This is a genomic window from Collinsella sp. AM13-34, from assembly GCF_003473055.1.
Taxonomy (GTDB): domain Bacteria; phylum Actinomycetota; class Coriobacteriia; order Coriobacteriales; family Coriobacteriaceae; genus Collinsella.
Map to the genome: position 1 here is coordinate 1 of NZ_QRLE01000004.1, position 23,051 is coordinate 23,051.

Genomic DNA, 23,051 nt, shown 5'->3' on the forward strand with positions numbered 1-23,051 from the left:
GGCCTTGACGACGAGTTCCGCGTCATCGTGTCTCCGTGGATCCTTTCCTCGCTGATCACCGATCGCCTTGCCGCTTACTACGAGACGGTCACCAAGCACAACCTCAACTACCGTCGCTACTATCACCAGTTCGACTACTAATAGTTGACCACTCATTTAAGAAGCACCCTGCCCGGGCGCATGCGTCCGGGCATTTTTATGCCGAAATTCGCTAGGAAGGGGATCGAATGAGGCAGTTTATCGTGGCGTCCCATGCTCATTTCGCGTCTGGAATCGTCGAGAGCATCGGCCTGCTTTCCGGTGAGCGCGAAAACGTCCATGCGCTCTCTATGTATGTCGACGGAAACGAGGACCTGTCCAAGGAGGCTGCAGCGATTCTGGACGGCTTTGCCGCGGACGACGAAGTTGTCGTGTGCACTGACCTCTTTGGCGGCAGCGTCAACAACGAGTTCACCAAGATCGTCCAGACGCGTCCCAACACGCACCTCGTGACCAATATGAACTTGCCACTCCTTATTCAGCTGCTGTTCGTACCCGATTCCACTCCGATCGACGAGGCCATTCGCCAGATCGTCGAGGCGGACGACACTAAGGTCAAGTACGTCAACGACCTGCTGGGGCAGGCCGAACTCGATGAGTTTTAATCGTTAGGAGCACATCATGATTCAGATGATTCGTGTAGATTATCGACTGCTTCACGGCCAGGTTGCCGTTAGCTGGACCTCGGCTCTGGGTGCCGACTGCATCCTGTTAGTGAGCGACACGGTCCTCAATGACAAGCTTCGTCTGCAGGCCCTGTCCCTTGCAAAGCCCGAAGGATGCAAGGTCGTCGTCAAAAACACCGAGGATGCTGTCAAGGCGCTCCAGAGCGGTGTGACCGATAAGTACAAACTCTTCGTGGTTTGCGAGACGATTCAGCAGGCCGGTGCCGTCGCCAAGGCGATGGGAGTCAAGAAGATCAACCTCGGCAACGTTGCCTTTAGCGAGAATGCCCGCCAGGTCTCGACGAGCGTGTTCCTCACGCCCGAGAACGAGGCCTACGTGAAGGAGCTGCTCGGCGAGGGCTATGAACTGTTCATTCAGATGATTCCGGCAGATGCGAAGACTGACGCCGCGAAGGTCATCGGTTAGGGGCCGTCATGGTTATCAAGACAATCCTGATTTTCCTTATTGCCCTTTTGGGTTATTCCGAGTGGCTGACGGGCACGAGCTACCTCCAGCGCCCGATCGTGCTCGGACCTCTGGTTGGCCTTGTCATGGGCGACATGGTGACCGGCACGATCATGGGCGCCACGATGGAGCTTGCCATGGTCGGCGCCATCTCGGTCGGTGCGTATAACCCGCCCGATACGATTTCCGGAACCATTCTGGGCGTGTCGCTTGCCATGCAGGCCGGCGCGGACGCTTCGGCGGCCCTGACCCTGGGCATTCCCATCGCAACGATCGTCCTGGCGCTCGATACGGCCCTGGGCCAGCCGGTCATGCTTCTGCTGGTGCACCGTATCGACAAAAACGTCGAGGACGGAGACACCAAGGCCATCACGCGCAACATGCTCATCGCCGGTTACGCGCAGAGCTGGTGCGGCCTGCTGATCATTCCCCTGGCATTCTTCTTTGGCGCCGATGCCGTCGCCAGCCTGCTCAACATCATCCCCGATTTCGTTCAGACCGGCATGGATGTCGCCGCCGCCTTCTTGCCCGCACTCGGCTTTGCGATGCTGGCGCAGATGATTATGAACAAAACGGTGGCTCCGTTCTTCTTCGCTGGCTTCTTCCTCGTCGCCTACTTTGGCATTAGCACGACGGGCGTGGCGATCTTTGCCGCGATCATCGTCGTCGCGATGACGGTTTTGGGCGAGAAGAAAAAGGCGGAGCAGCCCGCAGTGGCAACCGAGAATCCTGCGATTGGGAGTGGGTTCGATGAGTTTTAAGTTTGAGTCTTCCTACGACGGGTTGATTACCCGCGCAGATCTTAAGAAGCTGTTCTGGCGCTCGATTCCCTATGAGCACTCCTGGAACTACGAGCGTATGGGCCATATCGGCTTTATGTGGGCCCTTATGCCGATTCTTCGCAAGCTGTATCCGCAGGATGCAGACTTTAAGGCCGCACTCAAGCGCCATATGGAGCTCTATAACGTCACGCCGTACATTTCGACGCTCCCCATGTCTATTGCTGCCGCAATGGAAGAAGTCAACGCCACCGAAGATAACTTTGACACGAGCGCGATCTCTAATGTCAAGCTTGCTTTGATGGGACCGCTGTCCGGCGTGGGCGATGCCTTCTACTGGGGCACGCTGCGAGTTTTGGCAACGGGTATCGGCACGTCGCTGGCGCTGCAGGGCTCTATTCTTGGCCCGATTTTGTTCCTGCTCGTGTTCAACGTCCCTCACTACATCATTCGTTACCTGCTGACGTTTGTGGGATATCGCTTTGGCTCGGACATGATCAGCAAGGTCCAGGAATCGGGCATTATGGACACGATCGTCAAGATGGCCTCTATCATGGGCGCCATGGTGATCGGTGCTATGACCATGGAGATGGTCACCGTGGACATTCCGCTCATGGTCGGCGCGGGCGATGGCGCTCAGACGCTGGCCGAGCTGCTCAACGGAATCTTCCCGGGCTTTGTCACGATGGGGCTGTTTGGAATCGTCTATCTCATGCTCAAGAAGAAGATGAATCCGCTGCTCATTATGCTCGTGATCCTACTCGTGAGCATCGCCGGCGCGTTCTTTGGAGTGCTTGGTGTTCAGTAGGGCATCCGTCATAATTAAAACAATGTAAGAGGGGGCGTCGCGCACATTGTGCTGCGGCGCCCTTTTGCCGAAAGGTGGACAAGATGGAGTATCCGCAGCTTGCCGTCATGAATATCAGCCATCGCTATTTTGACCTTGAGGAATTCTTTTCCTCGGCAGCGGCCTCGGGCTACACGTGTTGCGAGCTTTGGACCGGGGCGATGCATCTGTATGTCGATTGCCATGGATACGATTCGCTCGAGCAGGTGCGGGAGCTGTCGCAGCGGTATGGAGTTCGGATTGTTGGGCTTTGTCCCGAACAGAACAACCCCAAGCCGTGGAATATCGCGGCGCGTGGGAATGAGGCGCGTGCCCGCACGCTCGCGTACTTTAAGAACGTTGTGGATATCGCGGCGGAACTTGGAGCCGAGCAGGTCATGGTCTCGAGCGGCTGGGCATTTTTGAACGAGCCGATCGAGGACGCGTGGGGTCGCAGCGCCTCGATGCTGCGTGCGATTGCCGAGCATGCGGGAGAACGCGGCGTGCGACTGGTGCTCGAAGCCCTACAGCCGGTTGAGTCGATGATCGTGAACTCGGCGGCCGATACGAAGCGCATGATCGAGGCAGTTGATCATCCGGCACTTAAGGCGTGTCTGGATATGGGCGCCATGGCGGTGGCGGGGGATACCATCGACGATTACTTCGATCTGCTTGGCGATGATGTCGCCCACGTGCATTTTGTCGATGTTGCGGCAGATGGCACGACGCATCTTGCCTGGGGTGACGGCGACCGCGATATGCGCGCTGACCTGGATAGGCTGGTGGCGCGCGGCTATCGCGGAGTTGTTTCAGCCGAGACCTATGACGGGCGCTATTTTGCCGACCCCGCAGCTGCCGATGCGCAGGTAATGGCAGAGTATCGTCGTGCGATTGGCGCCTAGGTGGGGTTGGGCTGCGGCAATCTGCCCCATGTTTCCAAATGAATACGGTGTGAGCGGCTGCGACGGATTTCCCCCGCAAACACTCTAGTATGCTAAAGTACCCAGAAGACCGGCGGAGCTATGCCGGTCTTCTGTTCTATACGAAGTACAGCATGAGGAGGCTCACCAGATGACGGCCACACCGTGGGGATTCCGGGACATATTGCCCGAGGAGGCTCAGGCGCGCGAGGAGATCGCATGTACGGTGAAGGGCTGCTTCAGGGAGCATCATTACCTTCCGGTCGAGACGCCGCTGCTCGAGGACAAGGGTTCGCTTGAGGAAGGCGGACGCATTGCGGACACGCCGTTTAAGCTCTTTGATGATGACGGTCGCCTGCTGGTGGTCCGTCCCGACAACACGCTGCCGATCGTGCGCTTGGTTTCGACCCGCATGCGCGCGGCCGATCTGCCGCTGCGCCTGCGCTACGAGGCGCCGGTGGTTCGTGAGTGCCAGCGCAATGCCGGCGGCTCGCGCCAGTTTACACAACTGGGCTTTGAGCTCATCGGTGAGGGCGATGCCGCGGGCGATGTCGAGATTGTCTCGCTCGTGGCCGAGGCCGTGCGTAAGCTCGCGCTGCCCGATGCGCGCATTATCGCAGGTAGTGTGCGTCCGTTTAAGGAGCTGCTCGCGGCGTGCGAGGATCGCGAGCTGGCTGCCGAAGCCCTGTGCTGCGTGCACGCCAACGACTTCGTGGGCCTCGATTCTCGCGTGGCGGCAAGCGCCGAGTCCGATGCCGTCAAGGCCGCCATTAGCGAGCTGCCGCGCTTGCACGGCGGAGCCGAGGTACTCGACCGCGTGGACGCACTGCTGGAGGCTGCCGGTATCGCCGCGCCGCTGACGCGCGAACTGCGTGCCCTGGTCGAGGGCCTGGCGCCCGAGGACGCCCGGGTGCTGTCGTTCGACTTCTCCATCATGAACTCTTTTGATTACTACACGGGTCTGGTCTTTAAGGCCTATGCCGGTGGCCTGCCCGATCCGGTGGGCTCGGGCGGCCGCTACGACTCCATCTTTACCGGCGCGTTCGGCGACGGCATCGAGGTGCCGGCGGCGGGCTTCGCCTTTTCGCTCGAGCGTCTGGAGGCCGCGCGCACCTCGGCCGAGGACGCCGCTTCCGATGGCGATCACGCCGTGGGCCGTGGCGCCGAGGGTCCGCTGCGCATTGCCGTGCCCAAGGGCTCGCTTAAGGCCGACACCCTTGACGTGCTCGAGGCAGCGGGCTTAGACGTCTCTGGGCTGCGCGACCCCGGTCGTCACCTGATCGTGCGCGGACGAGACACGCGTGCCGGTGAGGGCGCGGTCGGAGATATCGAGTTTGTCATTGTGCGCCCCAGCGATGCGCCCGCCTTTGTGGGCTGCGGCGGTGCCGATTGCGGCATCTGCGGTTGGGACTCGCTCATCGAGGCCGACCTCAACCTGCTGCAGCTGGTCGATCTGGGCTACGGCCTGTGCACCTTTATCGAGGCGGAGCCCGCGTGGCGCGCCGGTCAGGCCGAGCGCAACTATGCCCGCCGCGGGTCGCTTCGCGTGGCAACCAAGTACCCGCGCATCGCGAGTGCCTGGTATGCTGAGCGCGGCGTGAACGCCGACATCGTCTCGCTGCACGGCAATATCGAGCTGGGGCCCATCGTCGGTATGACCGATCGCATCGTGGACATTACCGCCACTGGTGCCACCCTACGCGACAACGACTTGGTCATCACCGGCCGCATCATGGACTGCACGGCCCGCTTCTTTGTCAACCCGGGCGCCGCGCGCCTGGACCCGCGCGTTCGCAACCTGGCCGATCGCCTGGCGACTGCCGTGAAGGACAAGCGTTTTGAGCCCGTCGCGGGCTCGGCACAATAGCGCGAGCGCGCACGGGCGCCCCAACGTACGGGCTGCGGGCCGATTGGCGCCGCCGCCCGGCCTCTCGTTTTTCGAACACAACCTCGACCGATAGGGGATACCGATATGAAGACCATCAAGCTTGCTCCCGGTGAGCGCCTCGTTACCAACCAGCTCAACCGCAAGGGCGTGCTACCGCAAAACATCGTCGACGCCGCCCGCGATATCGTGGCCAACGTGCGCGCCAACGGCGATGCCGCGGTGCGCGATTACTGTCAGCGTTTTGACGGCGTTGAGCTGCAGAGCTTCCGTCTGCCGCAAGAGCAGATCGATGCCGCGCTCGAAGGCCTCGATCCCGCTTTTGTCGCGGCGCTCGAAAAGGCTGCACGCCAGATTCGCGAGTTCCACCAGCGCGAGGTCGAGCAGAGCTGGTTTACCACGCGCCCGGACGGCACGATGCTCGGCGTTAAGGTGACCCCGCTCGCGGCGGCCGGCATCTATGTACCGGGCGGTCGCGCGCAGTACCCTTCCACCGTGCTTATGAACGCCATTCCCGCCAAGGTCGCCGGCGTTGAGCGCGTGGTCATGGTGACCCCGCCGCAAAAAGATGGTCTGATTAGCCCCTATACGCTCGCGGCGGCCAAGCTCGGCGGCGTGGACGAAATCTATATGGTGGGCGGCGCCCAGGCCGTGGCCGCGCTGGCGTACGGTACCGAGACCATTCCGCGTGTCGACAAGATTACCGGCCCGGGTAACGCCTTTGTCGCCGCTGCCAAGCAGATTGTCTCGGGTGATGTGGGTATCGATATGGTCGCCGGTCCCTCCGAGGTCTGCGTGCTGGCCGACGCCACGGCCAAGCCCATGGTGGTCGCGGCCGACCTGATGGCCCAGGCCGAGCATGATCCGCTGGCGGCCTGCTATCTGGTGACCTGCGACGAGCAGTTTGCGCGTGAGGTTGAGGCAGGTATCGACATCCTGGTGGCACAGTCCCCGCGTGCCGAGATCACGCGTGCCTCGCTCGACAACGAAGGCACCATCGTGGTGGCCGCCGACATGGCGGCTGCCGTCGAGGCAGTGAACACCGTGGCGCCCGAGCACCTTGAGCTGCATTGCAAGGATGCGATGGGCCTGCTCGGCGGCATTCGCAACGCCGGCGCCATCTTTGTGGGCGCTTGGAGCTCCGAGCCGCTCGGCGATTACGTTGCCGGCCCCAATCACACGCTGCCGACCGGCGGCACGGCCATGTTCTCCAACCCGCTTTCGGTCGAAGAGTTCGTCAAGCGCTCGAGTGTCATTTGCTATACACCCGAGGGCCTGCTCTCCGATGCTCCCGCTACGCAGCGCCTGGCCGAGGCCGAGGGTCTGTGGGCACACGCGCTTTCGGCCGCACTGCGCCGCCGCGTGTTGGAGCAGGGCGAGGATGCCGTGAGCGCCGAGTCGCTCGCCGCGGCCGACCTGACCAAGGTTGCCTGGCCGGGCGACGCCGTGGCGACGGTTGCCGAGGGCGTGGACCTGGCGGCTGCAAGCGCGGATGGCGCCGGCGCGACTGGCAAGGAGGCCTAATATGGCCGAACTCACGCCGCGCATGAAGGAGCTCGTCCAGCCCTACTTGGCCGGCATTGAGCCCTACGATCCCAACTTTACGCCCACGCGCATCAACCTTTCGGCAAACGAGAACACCTACCCCGTGCCGGCCGACGTGCGCGAGGCGGTTGATGCGGCGCTTGCCGCCACGCCGCTCAACCGCTATCCCGACCCCATGTCCAACGACCTGCGCGACGAGCTTGCCGCTTGGCATGGCGTGACGCGCGAGAATGTCTGCGTGGGCAACGGCGGCGACGAGCTGCTCTATAACTACCTGTTGGCGTTTGGCGGCGCGGGACGGACCCTGCTCAACTGCCCGCCGTGCTTTAGCGAGTATGCGTTCTTTGCGTCGCTCTGTCAGACCGAGGTGCGCGACGTGTGGCGCGACCCCGCGACCTTTGAGCTCGACCAGGCAGCCGTGCTTGCGGCGGCGTCCGAGTGCAACCTGGCAATCGTGACCTCGCCCAACAACCCCACGGGTGACGTGGCACCGCTCGACTTTGTCGCGGCGCTGTGCGATGCGTGCCCCGGCATGGTAATGGTTGACGAGGCCTACGTGGAGTTTGCCGACGATTCGTTTGGCGCGGTCACCACGGCGCAGGGGCTTATCGCCGAGCATCCCAACCTGGTGATTCTGCATACGTTGTCCAAGGCGTTTGGCGCTGCCGGTACGCGTCTGGGTTACGTGATCGCGGCGCCGGAAGTCATCGACGTGTTCGCGGCGATTCGCCAGATCTATTCAGTTAACGTGCTGAGCCAGGCGGCAGCACTTGCCTGCGTGCGTGCCCGTGATGCCTACACGCCCGTGGTGGCACAGATCGCATCCGAGCGCGAGCGCGAGCTGTGCGCCCTGCGCGCAATGGCTGCCGAGGGCATGCCCGTGGAGGCATGGTCGAGCGCGGCGAACTTTGTGCTCGTGCGCACGCCGCATGCTACGCGCGTGCGCGAGCGTTTGCGCGACGAGTACTCGATTTTGGTGCGCGACTTTAGCTACGCGCCGGGGCTTGCGGACTGTCTGCGCGTTACCGTGGGCACGCCGCAGGAAAACGACGAGGTGCTGGCCGCATTTGCCGCGCTGGTGAAGGAGGAGATGTAGATGGGCCGTTATGCCGAGGTGACCCGCAGGACGGGCGAGACCGATATTGTCGTAAAGCTCGACCTGGACGGAACCGGTGCGTGCGATATCTCGACCGGCGTGCCGTTTTTCGACCACATGCTCAACGCCTTTGGCCGCCATGGCCTGTTTGATTTGACGGTGCATGTGGTAGGCGATGTGGAGGTCGACGCACACCACACCGTCGAGGACACGGGCATTGTGCTGGGCGAGGCGTTTTGCCAGGCGCTGGGCGACAAGGCGGGTATTACGCGCTTTGCCGACGCGGCGATCGCCATGGACGAGACGCTCGTGATGGCCGCCGTGGACATTTCGGGTCGCGGCCAGGCCTATTGCGAGCTGCCCGTGCCGACCGAGCGCGTGGGCAGCTTCGATACTGAGCTGGCCGTCGAGTTCTTCTATGCCTTCGCGCGTGACGCCAAGCTCACGCTGCACGTGCGCGAGCTGGCGGGCGGCAACTCGCACCACATTATCGAAGCCGCCTTTAAGGCCGTGGGCCGCACGATGCGCCGCGCCTGCGAGCTCGATCCCCGCGTGCAGGGCATCCCCAGCACCAAGGGCTCACTGTAACCGCTGCAACCGCCGTAAGGGCAAAAACCACCACAAAGGGGACAGGCACCTTTGTGGTGGTTTTGGATGATGAGAAGAGGAGGGGTCGCGTGGGCGAACCGAAGATCGTGGTGGTCGACTACCACAAGGGCAACTTGTCGAGCGTCGTGCGCGGGCTTGCGCGCGCCGGTGCTGCCGCCTGCACGTCGGACGATCCGGAGCAGATCCGCAACGCCGACGGCCTGGTCATCCCGGGCGTGGGTGCGTTCTATGACGCGATCGCCTTTATGCGTCAGAGCGGCGAGGAGGTGGCCGTGCTCGATGCCGTTGCCGCCGGAACTCCGCTGCTCGGCATCTGCCTGGGCCTTCAGCTGTTTTTTGAGCGCGGCAACGAGGGCGTGCCTGCGAACGAGGACGCGGACGCGGACGACGATGCCTCCGAGCAGGCCGGTGGTCCCTGGGTCGATGGCCTGGGCATCATGCGTGGCTCGTGCACGCACCTGGAGTCGAGCCGTCTGAAGGTCCCGCACGTGGGCTGGGACCAGGTGCGCATGACGCCCGCCGGTGCGGCCGATCCGTTGCTTGCCGGTTTTGCCGAGGGCGCCAACATGTATTTCACTCACAGCTACGCGGTGGCCGACGACGTCGATGCCGCCGATGTGTTGGCGCGCACGCACTATACACGGAGCTTCCCGTGCATCGTGCGCCACGGCAACGTGTGGGGCTGCCAGTTCCATCCCGAGAAATCCTCTGCGCTGGGTCAGCGCATCCTTAAGAACTTCGTGAGCATCGTCGAGGGGGCCGGCCGATGATTCTGTTTCCCGCAATCGATTTGATCGGCGGCAAGGTCGTGCGCCTGGAGCGCGGCGACCGGAGCCGCTGTAAGGTGTATTCTGACGATCCCGTGGCCGTTGCCCGCTCCTTTGCCGAGCAGGGCGCGAGCTGGGTGCACGTCGTCGACCTGTCCGCTGCCTTTGGCGAGGACGAGGACGCGTGCGCTGCCAACTTGGCAGCGATTAAGGCCATCTGCGGCGTCGACGGTCTGTCCGCGGACGTGGGCGGCGGCGTTCGCTCGCTCGCGCGCATCGACGAGCTGGCCGGCTACGGCGCGCGTCGCATCGCGCTAGGCACGGTGCTCGTGACCGAGCCGGGATTTGCCGAGGTGGCGGCGCAAGGCTTTGGCGAGTTACTGGTGGCAGACATTGCCGCCCGTGACGGCCAGGTCAAGGTGAATGGTTGGCGCGACGGCGCGGGTGTGGCGCTCGACGACGCCGTGGCGCAGCTCACCGAGCTGGGCTTTAAGCATCTGGTGTATACCGACATCGCGCGCGATGGCATGCAGACGGGCATCGACGTGGCGGCGTATCGCCATGTGGCCGAGGTCGCGGGCTTTCCCGTCGTGGCTTCGGGCGGCATCTCGACGCTCGATGATATCCGCGCACTGGCCGCGGTGGGCGAGGATGCCATCGAGGGTGCCATTACCGGTCGTGCGCTCTACGAGGGCAACTTTACGCTGGCCCAGGCGTTGGCCGCCGCCCGAGGGAAGGAGTAGCCCATGCTTGCCAAACGCGTGATTCCCTGTCTGGATGTTAAGGACGGCCGCGTGGTCAAGGGCGTCAACTTTGTGAGCCTGCGCGATGCTGGCGACCCGGTGGAGCTGGCGCGCGCCTACGACCGCGAGGGTGCAGACGAGGTCGTCTTCCTGGACATTACCGCGACGAGCGACAACCGCGCGACGACCATCGAGATGGCGGCGCACGCGGCCGAGGAGCTCGCTATTCCCTATACCGTGGGCGGCGGTTTCCGCGACTTGGCGGGCATGCGAACCATGGTTGCCGCCGGTGCCGACAAGGTGTCGCTTAACTCTGCCGCCGTGCGCGATCCGTCGTTGATCAGCCAGGCCGCCGCGGCGTTTGGCAGCCAGGCCGTGGTCGTGGCGATTGATGCCAAGCGCGTGGGCCTGCCCGGTCAGCCGGATGCCGACAAGTGGGAGGTCTTCACGGCGGGCGGTCGCAACGCCACGGGTATCGATGCGGTGGCGTGGGCCGAGGAAGCGGCTCGTCGCGGCGCCGGTGAGATCTTGCTCACCAGCATGGATCGCGACGGCACCAAGGCTGGCTTCGACCTGGCACTCACCCGCGCCGTGGCGCGCGCGGTGCCGATCCCGGTGATCGCAAGCGGCGGCGTGGGCACGCTCGAGCATTTTGCCGAGGGCGTGATCGAGGGCGAGGCCGATGCCGTGCTGGCGGCCAGCGTCTTTCACTTTGGAACTTTCAGCATTCGCCAGGTGAAGGAGTATATGGCCAGCCAAGGCATCCCTGTGAGGCTGGACTTCTAGTGCTGCGGCTTGCCCAGGCACCGCATCTTGCCGCTCAAACCGTCGCTCGCGTACCAAAGTACGCGTCGCTCCTCTTTCGCGGCAACCTGCGGCACCTGGACAACCCTCGCCGACCTGTGGGATTTCGTTTGTTACTTGGGAGAAATGATGACTGAGGTAATAAATGCTACCGAGCTTAAATACGACGCCCGCGGGCTGATTCCTTGCGTGGTTCAGCAGCATGACACCGGTGAGGTGCTTATGGTTGCTTGGATGAACGAGGAATCGGTGGGGCTGACGCTCAAGACCGGGACCACGTGGTTTTGGAGTCGCAGCCGTCAGGAGCTCTGGAACAAGGGCGCGACGAGTGGCAACATGCAGGAGGTCAAGGAGCTCTGGGCCGACTGCGATAGCGATACGCTGCTGGTCAAGGTGGACTCACCGGGCCCGGCCTGCCATACCGGCAACCGTACCTGCTTCTTTAAGCGCGTGGAAGGGGGAGTGCGATGAAAGTCGTGACGCCGTTCGAGGTCGCCGAATGCAACACCGAGCTCCTCCGCGCGGGCGTGCCATGCCGCGTGCACCTGACTGATGCCTGCGGGGCGCAGTCGCTTTGGCTCGAGGCCGAGAAGGAAAGGCTCGATGAGGCCCATGCCGTCATCGTCGAGTTCTTTGAGAAAAAGGGCGCAAAGCCTCGGTTCGATGAGACCGGTACCTACTTTACGCTGCAGTAACGAGAGGAAATAACCATGGGAGTCAGAACAGCTAACGTGCAGCCGGGAAATATCGGCGAGACGCTGACGGGTCTGGCCGAGGTGATTCACGGTCGTCGCGATGCGTCGCCACAGGAGAGCTACACCGCCCGTCTGCTGACCGACGTCGAGGACGAGCTGCTCAAGAAGCTTGCCGAGGAGGCGAGCGAGGTGATCATGGCCTGCAAGGATAACGACCACGATCACATTCGCTACGAGGCCGGCGACCTGATCTACCACCTGCTCGTGACGCTCGAGCGCTACGGCATCACCCTCGACGAACTGGCCGGCGAACTCAACGCCCGCCGCCACTAGTCATTGGGGACGTTCTTAAACGACTAGTTAGGCGAGGGGCGTGGATTCCCATTCGCCGGTGGGGTGGGGGATATCGAAGGCCCGGTAGCCGCAGTCGTAGGCGTGGGCCTGGGCCTCGCGGATGTTCCAGCAGATGTCGCAGGCGCGGTGCGCGTCCGAGCCAAAGGTGATGGGCACCTCGGCATGGGCGAAGCGGCGCAACAGCCCGGTCGCGGGGTAGTAATCGTCGAGCCCCTTGCGCGGTGCGGCGGTCGAGACCTCAACGCGGCGACCCGTATCGTGGGCGCATTCGGCCATCTGCTCCCAAAACGGCGCGGGGTCAAAGTCGGGTGCAAAGCCGTCCTTCGAAAAGCGCATGACCAGGTCGGGATGGGCCATCGCGTCAAAGTTGAGTGAGCTTTCGCAAGCACGGCACCAGTCGTCGACGTAGCACTCCCACACGCCGCGCACGCCTAAGTTTTCCCAAACATGCAAGTTGGTATCGTCGTCGATCCAACCGCAAAGGGAATCGGGTGTATCGGGGCGCGCGACGTCCTCTGTCCCTGCCGTGCCCGCGGCGCCTGCCGCAATATCGCCCGGGTTGCCAATCCAGTGCACGCTGCCCAGACGTACGACGGCGCCCTGGGACCAGTGCTCTACCAAGGGCTCGCAGCCCTCGTACCAATCGCATTCAAAACCGTAGATAAAGGTGAGCTCCGGCGCAATCTGCGCGGCGAGTTTGCGGGCGTCCTCAAAGGCCAAACGATGTGCCGGCAAGTCGCCCTCGACGACCTGCACCTCGCAGTTAGCATCCATACTGGCGGGCAGGGTAAGGTGGTCGGTCGAGACCATGACGCGGCAGCCGGCGGCAGCAGCGGCACGGACGTTGTCCTCGAACGAGGCGTGCCCGTCCGAGAACGAGGTATGAGTATGGCAATCGACCAGCGGGCAGGCGGGCATGGCGACTCCTTTGCATTTGGTGAATCCGCTCCATTGTAATGGTGCAGCTCTCAACACGCCGCGCACGCCGGGTGCCGAAATCGAGTGGAAAGGCGGGGCGGCGCGTGCCGGCGCCGGCGACTACTTGCTTCGTGCCGCCGCGCGTTTGGCCTGCACTGTTACCATCGCGTGTCTCACGGCGGTGATGGGGCGATAGCGGATCATACGCGGTCCCGACCAACGCATAACCTCGCGGATCTTCTCGCGCATGGCAGGCCGGTAACAATGCGAAGGACATGCCGAGCAAAATGTCTTGGTGCCCATGTGCGGGCAGTGCTCAATGCGCGCGATGGCGTATTTCTGCAGCTCGGCGCATTCGGGGCAGAGCGTAATGGTTCGAAGGCCGAGTTTCACGCGCACGGACTCATCGCCGCCAGCCTGTTCGACCACATGCCCGCCGCCATGATGCCCACGACACCACAGCGCAATCATCTGCGACACCATTTGGGCCTCACGCTCACGTTTGCGTGCTAGCTCCGGTGTGTCGACTGGGCGCGCCATTAGCTCAGCCTCCCGTGCTCGACCGAAAGCGAGAAATCGGCAAACGCGCAGGTGCTGGCACGGTGGCTCACGAGCACAATGGTCTTGCCGCGGCGCTTGAGCTCGTCGATTGCCTGCATCACGGACGCCTCGTTGAGAGCATCGAGCGCGCTGGTGGGTTCGTCGAGCAAGATGAAGGGTGCGTCGTTGAGGAAGATGCGCGCAAGGCCGATGCGCTGGCGCTCGCCGCCCGAAAGCGAGTCGCCCAGCTCGGCAACGGGCGTGTCGAGTCCCTGCGGCAGACGGTCGATGAGCGTGGTGAGTGAGGCGGAGCGGCAAGCGTCGAGCAGCTCGGCATCGGTGGCGTTGGCGTGCGCGACCAGCAGGTTCTCGCGTACGGTGCCGCAGAACAGATGCGTGTCCTGGGTCATATAGGCCTCGTGGCTGCGCAGGCTCGCCGTGTTGATGTGGCGGGCATCGACGCCGCTCACCGTGATGGTGCCGGCTGCGGGGTCCCAAAAGCGCATGAGCAGCTTAAGCAGCGTCGACTTGCCCGAACCCGAGCGCCCCATGATGCAGGTCATGGTACCGGGCGCAAAGGTGCAGGTCACGTCGTCGAGGATGAGACTCGCAGCGGTGTCGTTCGCGACCTGCTCTGTGGCGCCCGCACCGCCCGCGTCCACGCCGCCCACATAGCTAAAGCTCACATGCTCGGCTGCGGCGCCGGCAAACTCAACGTTCTGTCCATCGGCGACCTCGGCGCACTGGGGCTGCTCGTCGAGCAAATCGAGCACGCGTGCGCCCGAGGCGAGCGTCTCCTGCAGTGAGGCGCCCAGGCGGCTCACGGCCATCACCGAGCCAAACGACGACACAAAGGTAAAGACGGCGACAAACGCTGCGGCAAAGTCAATCGTTCCCGCAGCCACCAGCTGCAGCGCACGCCCGAGCATCACCAGATTAGCCACAAGAATAAGCGCATCGGCTACGGCCTCGCTGACCGCCTGGCGGCGCTTGAGGCGCGCGTCCACGGCGCCGACTTGCTCGGTCAGCTTGCCCAGGGCACGGCTGCGATCGGTGCCACCGGCAAACTGGATGGTCTCGCCCGCGCCGCGCAGACTGTCGAGTACAAAGGCGCCCAGCTTACCGGCGCCCTCGCGGCTCTGGCGGCCGGTGGTGCCGCATGCCTTGGCCGAGGTCAGGGGCAGCAGCACGCCCAGGACCGCGTAGGCCACGAGCGCGATGCCCGCGAGCTCGGGGCTCACAGCCAGCAAAAAGCCCTCAAACACAACGGTGCAGACCAGAGCTATGGCAATGGGCGAGATGGTGTGCGCGTAGAAGACCTCGAGCAGCTCGATATCCGAGGTGACCAGGCTCACGAGCTCGCCCTTGCCGCGGCCCTCGAGCTTGGCGGGGGCGAGCTGGCGCAGGGCGCCAAACACCAGGTCGCGAATGTGTGCGAGCAGACGGAATGCGATGTAATGGTTGCAGAGCTGCTCGCCGTAGTGGAGCGGCCCGCGCGCGATGCCGCAGGCGGCACAGGCCGCGCATGTGACGATAAGACCAAGCCCCAAGGCGTTGCGGCCCAGCGCGGCCATAAGGCCAAGGGCGCCAAAGGCCGGCACGAACGCGGCGGTGAGCATGCCAATGCTGCCCAGCGCGACGGCTAGCACAAGCCAGCCGGCAAGCGGTCGGACGAGCCCCATCATGCGCCACATGATGGACGGCGCCGAGCGACGGGCGCGGCCGGAGTCAGGCACCGCGGCAGCGGAAGACGAGCCGGCACCGTTGAGGCCATCGGTACGGGCGGTGCTGCCGTCAACAGCCTCAACCGCGCCGGCATCCTCGGCATCACCCTCCGCATACGCATATGCCGAGAGCTGCTCCTGGCTGTTCCACATGCGCGCATAGGCGCCCGCGGTTGCCAAGAGCTCGCCGTGAGTCCCGCGCTCGGCAATGCGACCGCGCTCCAGCACCAGAATCTGATCGGCGTCCACGATTGTCGACAGGCGATGCGCCACCACGATTACGGTGTGCTCGCCGGCGAGCGATGCAATGACCTCGCCGATTGCGGCTTCGCTTGTGGCATCGACGTTGCTCGTCGCCTCGTCAAACACATAGATCGGCGAGTCGTGCAGCAGGGCGCGTGCCATGCACACGCGCTGGCGCTGGCCACCCGAAAGGTTGGTGCCGCCCTCGTTAATCACCATGTCGAGCCCGCCGTTGGCCTGCACAAAGGCCGCCACGCGCGTGCGGCCGAGCGCGCGCAAAAGCTCGGCGTCGGTGGCGTTGGGCTGGGCGAGCAGCAGGTTGTCGCGCAGGGTGCCGGCAAACAGGTAGCCGTTGGTGGGCACCAGCGTGACGGCGCGCATGAGTGAGGCGGCCGTGGCATCGCGCAGCTCGACGCCGCCAATGCGAACGCTGCCACGGTAGGCACCCTTGCGGCCCGCGATAATCCCCGCGAGCGTGGACTTGCCGCCGCCGCTTTCGCCCACGAGTGCCACGAGCGAGCCGTGCGCAATGGTCGCGCTGGCGCTGTCCAGCACCGTGCGGTTGCCGTATGCATAGCTCACGCCCGCGAGCTCGATATCGCCGCGACCGTCAAGCTCAACATCGCCGCGCTCGGGCTCGGGCGTATCCAAAATGCCAAACATGCGGCGCGAGGCGGCCATGCCGTTCATGGCCGTGTGGAACAGCGATCCCAGGCGGCGCATGGGCAAAAAGAACTCCTGCGACAGAAAGACGATGAGGAAGGCCGCCTCAAAGCCAATCTTGCCCGTGGCGAGCTGCAGCGCGGCTACGATAATGCCGAGCGCGGCGCCCATATAGACGACCAGGTCCATAACGCAAATGGAGCGCAGCTGCATCACCAGCAGGCGCATGGTCGCTGTGCGGAAACGCTCGGACTCGGCGTTGATGCGCTCGTGCCAGCTGCGATCGGCCTGGTAGACCTTAAGGGTGGTGAGACCCTGCACGGCCTCCAGGAACATGCCGCCCAGATCGACATAGCTGCCCCAGTACTCGGCACCGATCTTTTTGGCGTTGCGCATGACCATCATGATGGAGACGGGGATGACCGGAACGCAGGCGAGCAGCAGCGCGGCAGGAAGACCCGCCTGGCCCACGAGCAGTACAAACAGCGTGATGGGTGCCAAGCCGGCAAAGAAGAGCTGCGGCAGGTAGCCGCCAAAGTACACCTGGAGTTGCGTGGCGCCCTCGACGCTGGTCTGGACGGCCTCGGCGGTGGGGACGGTCTCGGTGTAGGAGGGGCCGAGTGCGGTGAGCTTGTCGTAGACGAGCGAGCGCACGCGGCGGACGGCCTCGAACGCGGCCCTGTCGCCGGCGCGTTGGGCCAGGTAGATGGAGGCGGCGCGCGCGATGATGGCGGCGGCGAGCGGCGAGGCCGCCTGTGCGAGGGCATCGACGGCGAGCGCGGCGGAAAGGCCGTCCGTGACGATGCCGCCCAAGATGCGCGCAAGCACCCACATCACCGTGATGTTTGCCATGAGCGCGATCCACTTAAACAGGACGCTTGCCATAATGTAGGGCGTTGCCTGCGGAACCAGGGAGAAGAGCCGCTTCTCGAACATGAAACCTCCTATGCCGTAACGGTGCCGGGCTGGGTCCTCGGCAGCCGCTTAGTTAGCCAAATGCAACTAGAGTAGCATCGTGCAGCCTGTAAGTATGCCGAGGGTAATTTTTTGGCCGATGAACTGCGTAGAAAGTTCAAAATTGTTGAGTGTAGTGAACTTTGTGGTGGACGGAGTGCGAGCGCAATTCTGATCGTGCGCGGCCCCGCTCCAAAACATGTACATCAGCCTCCAAAAGCTGCAAAAAATGACATGTTTGGAGGCTGGCGTACATGTTTGGATAGGGGCGAGGGCGGCGACGGACGAAAGTCACGCCTGTGCCACGTCCGATGTGCTAGCGTTTGGGTGAATAAAACGAGCCCGTGCGGAAAGGATCCGGACCGTATGCAACGTGGAAGTACATCTCCGCTGTCCCGCGAGACCGATGCACCCGAAACTATCGTCAAGCTGGAGTGCGACATCGACGATGCGTCGCCCGAGGTGCTCGCCTATGCCGCGGACCGCCTGCGCGAGGCGGGCGCCCGCGAGGTGCACTGGTTGCCTCTCTACTGCAAAAAAGGCCGCCCCGGTTGGCAGCTGCAGGTAATCTGCGCCCGCGAGGACATTGACCGTCTGCAGACGATTATCTTTTTGGAAACCACCACGAACGGCATCCGGCGCCAGGTGATGGAACGCGTCTGCCTGCCGCGTCGTTTTGAGCAGGTCGCGACGCCTTGGGGCGAAGTGGCCGTCAAGGTGGCCACCCTGCCCGACGGCAGTGAGCGTGCGGCGCCCGAGTACGAGGACTGCGCCCGTCTTGCCCGCGAGCATAACGTGCCGCTCCAGCGCGTGATGCAGACGGCACAAGCCTCGGCACTGCGATTTGAATAGCGCGGCCGGCGACATCTCGCGCCCGGCCACATCAGCCCCACCCGAAAGGACCACCATGAAATACCTCATCGCTTCCGACATTCACGGCTCGGCATACTGGACCGAGCGTCTGGTCGCCGCAATCGAATCCGAGCAGCCCGACCGCATCGTGCTGCTGGGCGACCTGCTCTACCACGGCCCGCGCAACGACCTGCCGCGCGACTACGCCCCCAAGCGCGTGATTCCGCTGCTCAACGCCCTGGCCGACCGCATCATCGCCGTCCGCGGCAACTGCGACGCCGAGGTCGACCAGATGGTGCTCGACTTTCCCGTCATGGCGGACTACGCCACGCTGTTCGATGAGGCCGGCCGTGAACTGTTCCTGACGCACGGCCACGTCTTTGGCGCCGGCATGCACAACAGCGTCGACCACGTGCCCGCGCTGCCCGAGGGCTCCGCGCTCGTCTACGGCCACACGCATATCAAGGTTAACGAGGCAAGCGAGGCACGCCCGGGCCTATGGCTCTTCAACCCCGGCAGCGTGAGCATCCCCAAGGACGGCACGCACAGCTACGGCATCTACGAGGGCGGCGCGTTCCGTCACGTGATCCTGGAGGAGAAATAATCATGGCGCAGCACATGGCTCGGCAAAATGCCGAGGGCTCGCGCGATCTGTCCACGCTGGTCGACGTGTCGGCCGAGCTGCAGCATTTGGTGCAGACTATCTGGCGTCTGCGTCAGCCCGATGGCTGCCCGTGGGACCGCGAGCAGACGCACCGCAGCATTGGCAAGAACATGATCGAGGAAGCCTACGAGGCGCTCGATTGCATCGAGGCGGACGACGTGGCGCATCTGCGCGAGGAGCTGGGCGACGTGCTCATGCAGGTGGTACTGCATGCGCAGATTGCGGCGGACGCCGGCGAGTTTACACTTGCCGATGTGGCACGCGATATCGACGCCAAGCTCATCCGTCGTCATCCGCACGTGTTTGGCGATGCGGACGCCGAGAGCTCCGATGAGGTGCTCAAGATCTGGGACGAGGTTAAGCTTGCCGAGAAGGCTGCAAAGGACAAGGCCGTGGCAGCGGGCGAGGCTGCGCCCGAGGGCCTGCTCGACGGCGTGCCCACGCATCTGCCGGCGCTGATGCAGGCTCAGAAGGTGTCGCGCAAGGCGGCTGCCGTGGGCTTTGAGTGGGAGACAGTCCAGGACGTGTGGGACGAGGTCGCCGAGGAGCGCGCCGAGTTTGAGGCCGAGACTCCCGGCTCGCCCGAGCGCGAGATGGAGTTTGGCGACCTGCTCTTTGCTCTGGTCAACGTTGCGCGCAAGGAGGGAATCGACGCCGAGAGCGCCCTGCGTGCCAGCACGGCAAAGTTCCGCCGCCGCTGGGCCGCGATGGAGCAGATGGCGGCCGACGCCCACGTGGATCTGGCCGAGCTTTCGACCCACGGCCTCAATGACCTCTGGGATGCCGCAAAGGCAGAGGAGTAAGACTGCGGGGGCGACGGGACGGACTTTCTCATCGCCCCCATTATTTTTCAAAAAGATTGTATCCCTTGGCTAACTTAGGGCATAATGCAAAAAGTGCGATAAGGCTAACTTATGAACCTGCGCGCCACTGTAGCGTGCAAGCCGTGTCGCCAAGCATTCAACCCGTTTCCAAGTGAGAGGGAGACAACATGAGCGATATTTTGGATGTCTACGGTCGCGAGGTAATCGACAGCCGCGGCAACCCCACCGTCGAGGTCGAGGTCGTGCTCGAGGACGGCAGCTTCGGCCGCGCGATGGTGCCTTCGGGCGCTTCGACCGGCGCCTTTGAGGCCTGCGAGCTGCGCGATGGCGACAAGGGTCGCTACCTGGGCAAGGGCGTCTCGCAGGCCGTCGAGCACGTCAATAACGAGTGCGCTAACGCCGTCGTGGGCCTCGACGCCTTCGACCAGCGCGCCGTCGATGCCGCGCTGATTGCCGCGGACGGTACCCCCAACAAGACCAATCTCGGCGCCAACGCCATTCTGGGCGTGTCGCTGGCAGTTGCCCGCGCCGCTGCCGAGTCGGCGGGTCTTTCGCTGTACCAGTACCTGGGTGGCGTCAACGCCCACCTGCTGCCCACGCCCATGATGAACATTCTCAACGGCGGCGTGCATGCCGACAACAACGTCGACTTCCAGGAGTTCATGATCATGCCGGTGGGCGCCCCGAGCTTTACCGAGGGCCTGCGTTGGTGCGCCGAGGTATACCACACCCTCAAGGGCGTGCTGCACGAGGCAGGCCTGGGCGGCGGCGTGGGCGACGAGGGTGGCTTTGCCCCCAACCTCAAGACCAACGCCGAGCCGTTCGAGTACATCACCAAGGCCGTGGAGAAGGCCGGCTTTAAGCCCGGCGTCGACTTCATGTACGCCATGGACCCGGCCTCGACCGAGTTCTACAACGCCGAGACCGGCATGTACGAACTCAAGGGCGAGGGCGTGGAGTACACGAGTGCCCAGATGGTCGATTACTGGGAGAAGCTCGTCGACACCTATCCCATCATCTCCATCGAGGACGGCATGGCCGAGGAGGACTGGGACGGCTGGGTCGAGCTGACCCGCCGCATTGGCAACAAGGTGCAGCTGGTGGGCGACGACCTGTTCGTCACCAACACCGAGCGCCTCAAGAAGGGCATCAAGCTGGGCGCCGCCAACGCGATCCTGGTCAAGGTCAACCAGATCGGCACGCTCACCGAGTCGCTCGAGGCCATCGAGACCGCCAAGGAGGCCGGCTACGCCTGCATCGTGAGCCACCGCTCCGGCGAGACCGAGGATTCCACGATCGCCGACCTGGTCGTGGGCGTCAATGCCGGCCAGATCAAGTCGGGCGCCCCGTGCCGTAGCGACCGCATCGCCAAGTACAACCAGCTCATCCGTATCGAGGACGAGCTCGAGGGCAGCGCGCACTACGCCGGCAAGGCCGCGTTCTACAACATTCGCTAGGCAAGCGGCGTGTGCGGGGGCGGGGCTGACTCGGATTCACCTCGCTCCCGCCGGGCACTGTTGAGCACCATTGGGCGCTGGGCCATATGGCTCAGCGCCTTTTTTATGTCGAGCAAGGGCCGCCGAAGGCGGTGCGCGCACTCGTGCTATAACTAAAAGACTTAGCGCAAACAAACCTCAACCGCACAAGGCGCACATGGATCAGATTTACGACAACAGGTACTATTCCGCCGGTTCGCGTGAGCCGTCACCTCGCCGTGCGCATTCGGTGCAGCTTGGCGGGTCCGATTACGCCGGTGCCGACCGCTCCATGCAGCGACCGACAAGTGCCTCACACTCCCGTGCTCAAATGAATATGCTGACGGACCGTCCGCCACGTTCGGTGCGCCCGGCGCATTCGGAGCGTGCTCAGCGTTCCTCGGATCAAACGCACGAAAAGCCGAGTAGGCCCTCGAACCGTTTTTCGGGCTCGGACTTTATGCGCTACGCCAACGACAACGCGGTGGTCAAGGCGATCTATGACTTTACGCATGGCCCTCTGCGTCCGCTGTTTATCGGTATCGTGGTGGCGCTGGTGCTCGTGAGCCTGTATTTCCCCGTGCGCGATCTGTACGTGGCAAAGCGTTCGAGCGATATCTTGGCCAAGCAGGTCGAGATTCGCCAGCAATACAATGATGAGCTGCAAAAAAGCGTCGACAAGCTGCTCTCGGAGGAGGGTATCAAGGACGCGGCGTCCGAGGACCTGGGCCTGGTGATGCCCGGCGAGAAGAAGATTGACGTGCTAGGCTTGGACGACGATTCGGACTCGTCGTCGAGCAAAAAGTCCTCAAACGCCAAGAAGGCCAGCGAAGTGGCCAAGGAAATCGAAGAAGTCGGCAAGGACGCGCCGTGGTACATCCAGGCGCTCGACATGCTGTTTGGGTTTAACGGCGTCGAGGGTCAGACGGTCGTGTCCAACGGCAAATAGCGCCCGGAGGGGAGCCCGCAATGACAAATTGCAAACGCTATAAGGTAGCCGCGATCGACCTGGGAACGGTGTCGTCGCGACTGGTGTTGGCCCAGGTCGAGGGCGGAGCGATTGTGGAATCGTCCAAGCATACCGAGATTACCGACCTGGGCGAGGGCGTGGACACGACGGGGCGCTTTTGCAAGGCGGCTGTCGAGCGTGTGCTCGCTGCGTGTCACATGTTTGTGGACGAGGCCCGTGCCTTTGGGGCCGTGTGCGTCTGCACCACGTGTACGAGTGCCGCGCGCGATGCGTCCAATGCCGCGCTGCTGTTGGACGGTCTGCGCGATCTGGGGCTTGAGCCACAGGTGATTCCGGGCGAGGTCGAGGCGCGCCTGACGTTTTTCGGCGTGGCGCACGACTTTGCCGGCGAGCGCATCATTGTTGCCGATTCGGGCGGCGGATCCACGGAGCTCGCGACTGGCGTGTACGCGCCGGAGCGCGGCGTCTTTGCGCTGGAGGGAACGCGCTCGCTGGACATCGGTTGTCGCCGCGTGACGGAGCGCTTTTTCTCCGCGTTGCCGCCCGCGGATGGCGAGCTTGCTGCCGCTGCCGCGTGGGCAGGCGAGCAGTTTGCCGCCTATTTTGAAGGCCTGCCTGTCGACTTTGAGCGCGCCGAACGCTTAGTCGCGGTGGGCGGCACGGTGACTACGCTGGTGGCTCTGGTCCACGAGCTGGAGCCGTATGATTCGAGCTTTGTGCACCTGCGCGAGCTTTCGATGGAGCAGGTTTCGGCTGCCATCGAGCGTATGTCCGCGCTGGATGTGGAGGGTATCGCCGCGCTACCGGGTGTACAGCCCAAACGCGCGGGCGTGATTCTGGCCGGCGTCGTGGTGATTCGCGAGCTCATGCGAGCCGGCGGCTACAAGACGCTCACCGTAAGTGAGAACAGCCTCCTCGCCGGCATGGCCGCCACCATCAACGAGGTTCTCGACGGCGCGACCCCCACCATCGCCTGGACCCCGAGCCTGAGCACCCTTTAAAAGTAGTCAAAAAAGCTCTGTCCCAAATGA

At 63.6% G+C, this 23,051-nt stretch carries 24 protein-coding genes; 21 read left to right on the forward strand and 3 right to left on the reverse strand.

Annotation, left to right across the window (positions count from 1 at the left end; translation table 11 throughout):
- Window positions 1-227 precede the first annotated feature (227 nt).
- From DW151_RS02005 to hisE, 15 genes are all read left to right on the forward strand, one after another.
- Complete coding sequence (locus tag DW151_RS02005) at window positions 228-644, forward strand: PTS sugar transporter subunit IIA (protein ID WP_117564884.1); 417 nt, start codon at window positions 228-230, stop codon at window positions 642-644.
- Window positions 645-660: 16 nt separating this feature from the next.
- The gene (locus DW151_RS02010; protein ID WP_117564885.1) at window positions 661-1,131 is read left to right on the forward strand and encodes a PTS sugar transporter subunit IIB; all 471 of its coding nucleotides are present in this window, start codon (window positions 661-663) and stop codon (window positions 1,129-1,131) included.
- A gap of 8 nt (window positions 1,132-1,139) precedes the next feature.
- Window positions 1,140-1,931, forward strand: coding sequence for a PTS sugar transporter subunit IIC (locus DW151_RS02015; RefSeq protein ID WP_118334185.1), 792 nt, complete (start codon window positions 1,140-1,142; stop codon window positions 1,929-1,931).
- Window positions 1,921-2,757, forward strand: coding sequence for a PTS system mannose/fructose/sorbose family transporter subunit IID (locus tag DW151_RS02020; RefSeq protein ID WP_118334187.1), 837 nt, complete (start codon window positions 1,921-1,923; stop codon window positions 2,755-2,757). The genes DW151_RS02015 and DW151_RS02020 overlap by 11 nt, the downstream gene beginning before the upstream one ends.
- An 83-nt stretch (window positions 2,758-2,840) precedes the next feature.
- Window positions 2,841-3,677 (forward strand): sugar phosphate isomerase/epimerase, encoded by an 837-nt coding sequence (locus DW151_RS02025; protein WP_117640904.1) that lies wholly within the window; start codon window positions 2,841-2,843, stop codon window positions 3,675-3,677.
- 169 nt (window positions 3,678-3,846) lie between these two features.
- Complete coding sequence (gene hisG / locus DW151_RS02030) at window positions 3,847-5,562, forward strand: ATP phosphoribosyltransferase (RefSeq protein ID WP_118334189.1); 1,716 nt, start codon at window positions 3,847-3,849, stop codon at window positions 5,560-5,562.
- 105 nt (window positions 5,563-5,667) lie between these two features.
- The gene (gene hisD / locus DW151_RS02035) at window positions 5,668-7,104 is read left to right on the forward strand and encodes a histidinol dehydrogenase (protein ID WP_117862623.1); all 1,437 of its coding nucleotides are present in this window, start codon (window positions 5,668-5,670) and stop codon (window positions 7,102-7,104) included.
- 1 nt (window position 7,105) lies between these two features.
- Complete coding sequence (gene hisC / locus DW151_RS02040; RefSeq protein WP_199579876.1) at window positions 7,106-8,221, forward strand: histidinol-phosphate transaminase; 1,116 nt, start codon at window positions 7,106-7,108, stop codon at window positions 8,219-8,221.
- Window positions 8,222-8,809 (forward strand): imidazoleglycerol-phosphate dehydratase HisB, encoded by a 588-nt coding sequence (gene hisB, locus DW151_RS02045; RefSeq protein ID WP_118334192.1) that lies wholly within the window; start codon window positions 8,222-8,224, stop codon window positions 8,807-8,809.
- Window positions 8,810-8,898: 89 nt separating this feature from the next.
- Window positions 8,899-9,600 (forward strand): imidazole glycerol phosphate synthase subunit HisH, encoded by a 702-nt coding sequence (locus DW151_RS02050; RefSeq protein WP_118334194.1) that lies wholly within the window; start codon window positions 8,899-8,901, stop codon window positions 9,598-9,600.
- Complete coding sequence (locus tag DW151_RS02055; RefSeq protein WP_117648476.1) at window positions 9,597-10,340, forward strand: HisA/HisF-related TIM barrel protein; 744 nt, start codon at window positions 9,597-9,599, stop codon at window positions 10,338-10,340. Before DW151_RS02050 ends, DW151_RS02055 begins: the two co-directional genes overlap by 4 nt.
- Window positions 10,341-10,343: 3 nt before the next feature.
- Complete coding sequence (hisF, locus tag DW151_RS02060; RefSeq protein ID WP_117799852.1) at window positions 10,344-11,126, forward strand: imidazole glycerol phosphate synthase subunit HisF; 783 nt, start codon at window positions 10,344-10,346, stop codon at window positions 11,124-11,126.
- Window positions 11,127-11,273: 147 nt separating this feature from the next.
- Window positions 11,274-11,615 carry a phosphoribosyl-AMP cyclohydrolase gene (hisI, locus tag DW151_RS02065; RefSeq protein WP_089573591.1) on the forward strand — a complete coding sequence of 114 codons (342 nt, stop codon included), beginning with the start codon at window positions 11,274-11,276 and terminating at the stop codon, window positions 11,613-11,615.
- The gene (locus DW151_RS02070) at window positions 11,612-11,839 is read left to right on the forward strand and encodes a hypothetical protein (RefSeq protein ID WP_117799851.1); all 228 of its coding nucleotides are present in this window, start codon (window positions 11,612-11,614) and stop codon (window positions 11,837-11,839) included. The genes hisI and DW151_RS02070 overlap by 4 nt, the downstream gene beginning before the upstream one ends.
- A 15-nt stretch (window positions 11,840-11,854) precedes the next feature.
- Complete coding sequence (gene hisE / locus DW151_RS02075) at window positions 11,855-12,172, forward strand: phosphoribosyl-ATP diphosphatase (RefSeq protein WP_117583614.1); 318 nt, start codon at window positions 11,855-11,857, stop codon at window positions 12,170-12,172.
- Between the two features lie 27 nt (window positions 12,173-12,199).
- On the opposite strand, the gene DW151_RS02080 is transcribed toward hisE, so the two are convergent.
- The 3 genes from DW151_RS02080 to DW151_RS02090 all read right to left on the reverse strand — a co-directional run bounded on the left by DW151_RS02080 (window position 12,200) and on the right by DW151_RS02090 (window position 17,217).
- Entirely contained in the window at window positions 12,200-13,111 is a 912-nt protein-coding gene (locus DW151_RS02080) for a PHP domain-containing protein (RefSeq protein ID WP_117767024.1), read from the reverse strand.
- A gap of 120 nt (window positions 13,112-13,231) precedes the next feature.
- Window positions 13,232-13,651, reverse strand: coding sequence for a nitrous oxide-stimulated promoter family protein (locus tag DW151_RS02085; protein WP_089573587.1), 420 nt, complete (start codon window positions 13,649-13,651; stop codon window positions 13,232-13,234).
- Window positions 13,651-17,217 (reverse strand): ATP-binding cassette domain-containing protein, encoded by a 3,567-nt coding sequence (locus DW151_RS02090; protein WP_118334195.1) that lies wholly within the window; start codon window positions 17,215-17,217, stop codon window positions 13,651-13,653. The genes DW151_RS02085 and DW151_RS02090 overlap by 1 nt, the downstream gene beginning before the upstream one ends.
- A gap of 384 nt (window positions 17,218-17,601) precedes the next feature.
- Between DW151_RS02090 and larC the strand changes: the two genes are divergently transcribed.
- The 6 genes from larC (at window position 17,602) to DW151_RS02120 (ending at window position 23,021) form a co-directional block, all read left to right on the forward strand.
- A complete protein-coding gene (larC, locus tag DW151_RS02095) occupies window positions 17,602-18,087 on the forward strand; it encodes a nickel insertion protein (protein WP_233543293.1) in 486 nt (161 codons plus the stop codon).
- A 55-nt stretch (window positions 18,088-18,142) separates the two neighbouring features.
- Window positions 18,143-18,691: a phosphodiesterase gene (yfcE, locus tag DW151_RS02100; protein WP_118270943.1), complete on the forward strand. Its 549-nt coding sequence runs from the start codon at window positions 18,143-18,145 to the stop codon at window positions 18,689-18,691.
- Between the two features lie 2 nt (window positions 18,692-18,693).
- The gene (gene mazG / locus DW151_RS02105) at window positions 18,694-19,554 is read left to right on the forward strand and encodes a nucleoside triphosphate pyrophosphohydrolase (RefSeq protein WP_118334198.1); all 861 of its coding nucleotides are present in this window, start codon (window positions 18,694-18,696) and stop codon (window positions 19,552-19,554) included.
- A gap of 188 nt (window positions 19,555-19,742) precedes the next feature.
- Window positions 19,743-21,032 (forward strand): phosphopyruvate hydratase, encoded by a 1,290-nt coding sequence (gene eno, locus DW151_RS02110; protein ID WP_118334200.1) that lies wholly within the window; start codon window positions 19,743-19,745, stop codon window positions 21,030-21,032.
- 196 nt (window positions 21,033-21,228) lie between these two features.
- Window positions 21,229-21,999, forward strand: a complete 771-nt coding sequence (locus DW151_RS10705) for a septum formation initiator family protein (protein ID WP_233543294.1) — start codon at window positions 21,229-21,231, stop codon at window positions 21,997-21,999.
- A gap of 20 nt (window positions 22,000-22,019) precedes the next feature.
- Window positions 22,020-23,021: a hypothetical protein gene (locus tag DW151_RS02120; RefSeq protein WP_118334201.1), complete on the forward strand. Its 1,002-nt coding sequence runs from the start codon at window positions 22,020-22,022 to the stop codon at window positions 23,019-23,021.
- Window positions 23,022-23,051: the final 30 nt, after the last annotated feature.

Bases quoted from the DNA above. Each gene is read 5' to 3' on its own strand.
- DW151_RS02005 (WP_117564884.1), top strand. From the start codon at position 228: ATGAGGCAGTTTATCGTGGCGTCCCATGCTCATTTCGCGTCTGGAATC.
- DW151_RS02010 (WP_117564885.1), top strand. From the start codon at position 661: ATGATTCAGATGATTCGTGTAGATTATCGACTGCTTCACGGCCAGGTT.
- DW151_RS02015 (WP_118334185.1), top strand. From the start codon at position 1,140: ATGGTTATCAAGACAATCCTGATTTTCCTTATTGCCCTTTTGGGTTAT.
- DW151_RS02020 (WP_118334187.1), top strand. From the start codon at position 1,921: ATGAGTTTTAAGTTTGAGTCTTCCTACGACGGGTTGATTACCCGCGCA.
- DW151_RS02025 (WP_117640904.1), top strand. From the start codon at position 2,841: ATGGAGTATCCGCAGCTTGCCGTCATGAATATCAGCCATCGCTATTTT.
- hisG (WP_118334189.1), top strand. From the start codon at position 3,847: ATGACGGCCACACCGTGGGGATTCCGGGACATATTGCCCGAGGAGGCT.
- hisD (WP_117862623.1), top strand. From the start codon at position 5,668: ATGAAGACCATCAAGCTTGCTCCCGGTGAGCGCCTCGTTACCAACCAG.
- hisC (WP_199579876.1), top strand. From the start codon at position 7,106: ATGGCCGAACTCACGCCGCGCATGAAGGAGCTCGTCCAGCCCTACTTG.
- hisB (WP_118334192.1), top strand. From the start codon at position 8,222: ATGGGCCGTTATGCCGAGGTGACCCGCAGGACGGGCGAGACCGATATT.
- DW151_RS02055 (WP_117648476.1), top strand. From the start codon at position 9,597: ATGATTCTGTTTCCCGCAATCGATTTGATCGGCGGCAAGGTCGTGCGC.
- hisF (WP_117799852.1), top strand. From the start codon at position 10,344: ATGCTTGCCAAACGCGTGATTCCCTGTCTGGATGTTAAGGACGGCCGC.
- hisI (WP_089573591.1), top strand. From the start codon at position 11,274: ATGACTGAGGTAATAAATGCTACCGAGCTTAAATACGACGCCCGCGGG.
- DW151_RS02070 (WP_117799851.1), top strand. From the start codon at position 11,612: ATGAAAGTCGTGACGCCGTTCGAGGTCGCCGAATGCAACACCGAGCTC.
- hisE (WP_117583614.1), top strand. From the start codon at position 11,855: ATGGGAGTCAGAACAGCTAACGTGCAGCCGGGAAATATCGGCGAGACG.
- DW151_RS02080 (WP_117767024.1), bottom strand. From the start codon at position 13,111: ATGCCCGCCTGCCCGCTGGTCGATTGCCATACTCATACCTCGTTCTCG.
- DW151_RS02085 (WP_089573587.1), bottom strand. From the start codon at position 13,651: ATGGCGCGCCCAGTCGACACACCGGAGCTAGCACGCAAACGTGAGCGT.
- DW151_RS02090 (WP_118334195.1), bottom strand. From the start codon at position 17,217: ATGTTCGAGAAGCGGCTCTTCTCCCTGGTTCCGCAGGCAACGCCCTAC.
- larC (WP_233543293.1), top strand. From the start codon at position 17,602: ATGCAACGTGGAAGTACATCTCCGCTGTCCCGCGAGACCGATGCACCC.
- yfcE (WP_118270943.1), top strand. From the start codon at position 18,143: ATGAAATACCTCATCGCTTCCGACATTCACGGCTCGGCATACTGGACC.
- mazG (WP_118334198.1), top strand. From the start codon at position 18,694: ATGGCGCAGCACATGGCTCGGCAAAATGCCGAGGGCTCGCGCGATCTG.
- eno (WP_118334200.1), top strand. From the start codon at position 19,743: ATGAGCGATATTTTGGATGTCTACGGTCGCGAGGTAATCGACAGCCGC.
- DW151_RS10705 (WP_233543294.1), top strand. From the start codon at position 21,229: ATGGATCAGATTTACGACAACAGGTACTATTCCGCCGGTTCGCGTGAG.
- DW151_RS02120 (WP_118334201.1), top strand. From the start codon at position 22,020: ATGACAAATTGCAAACGCTATAAGGTAGCCGCGATCGACCTGGGAACG.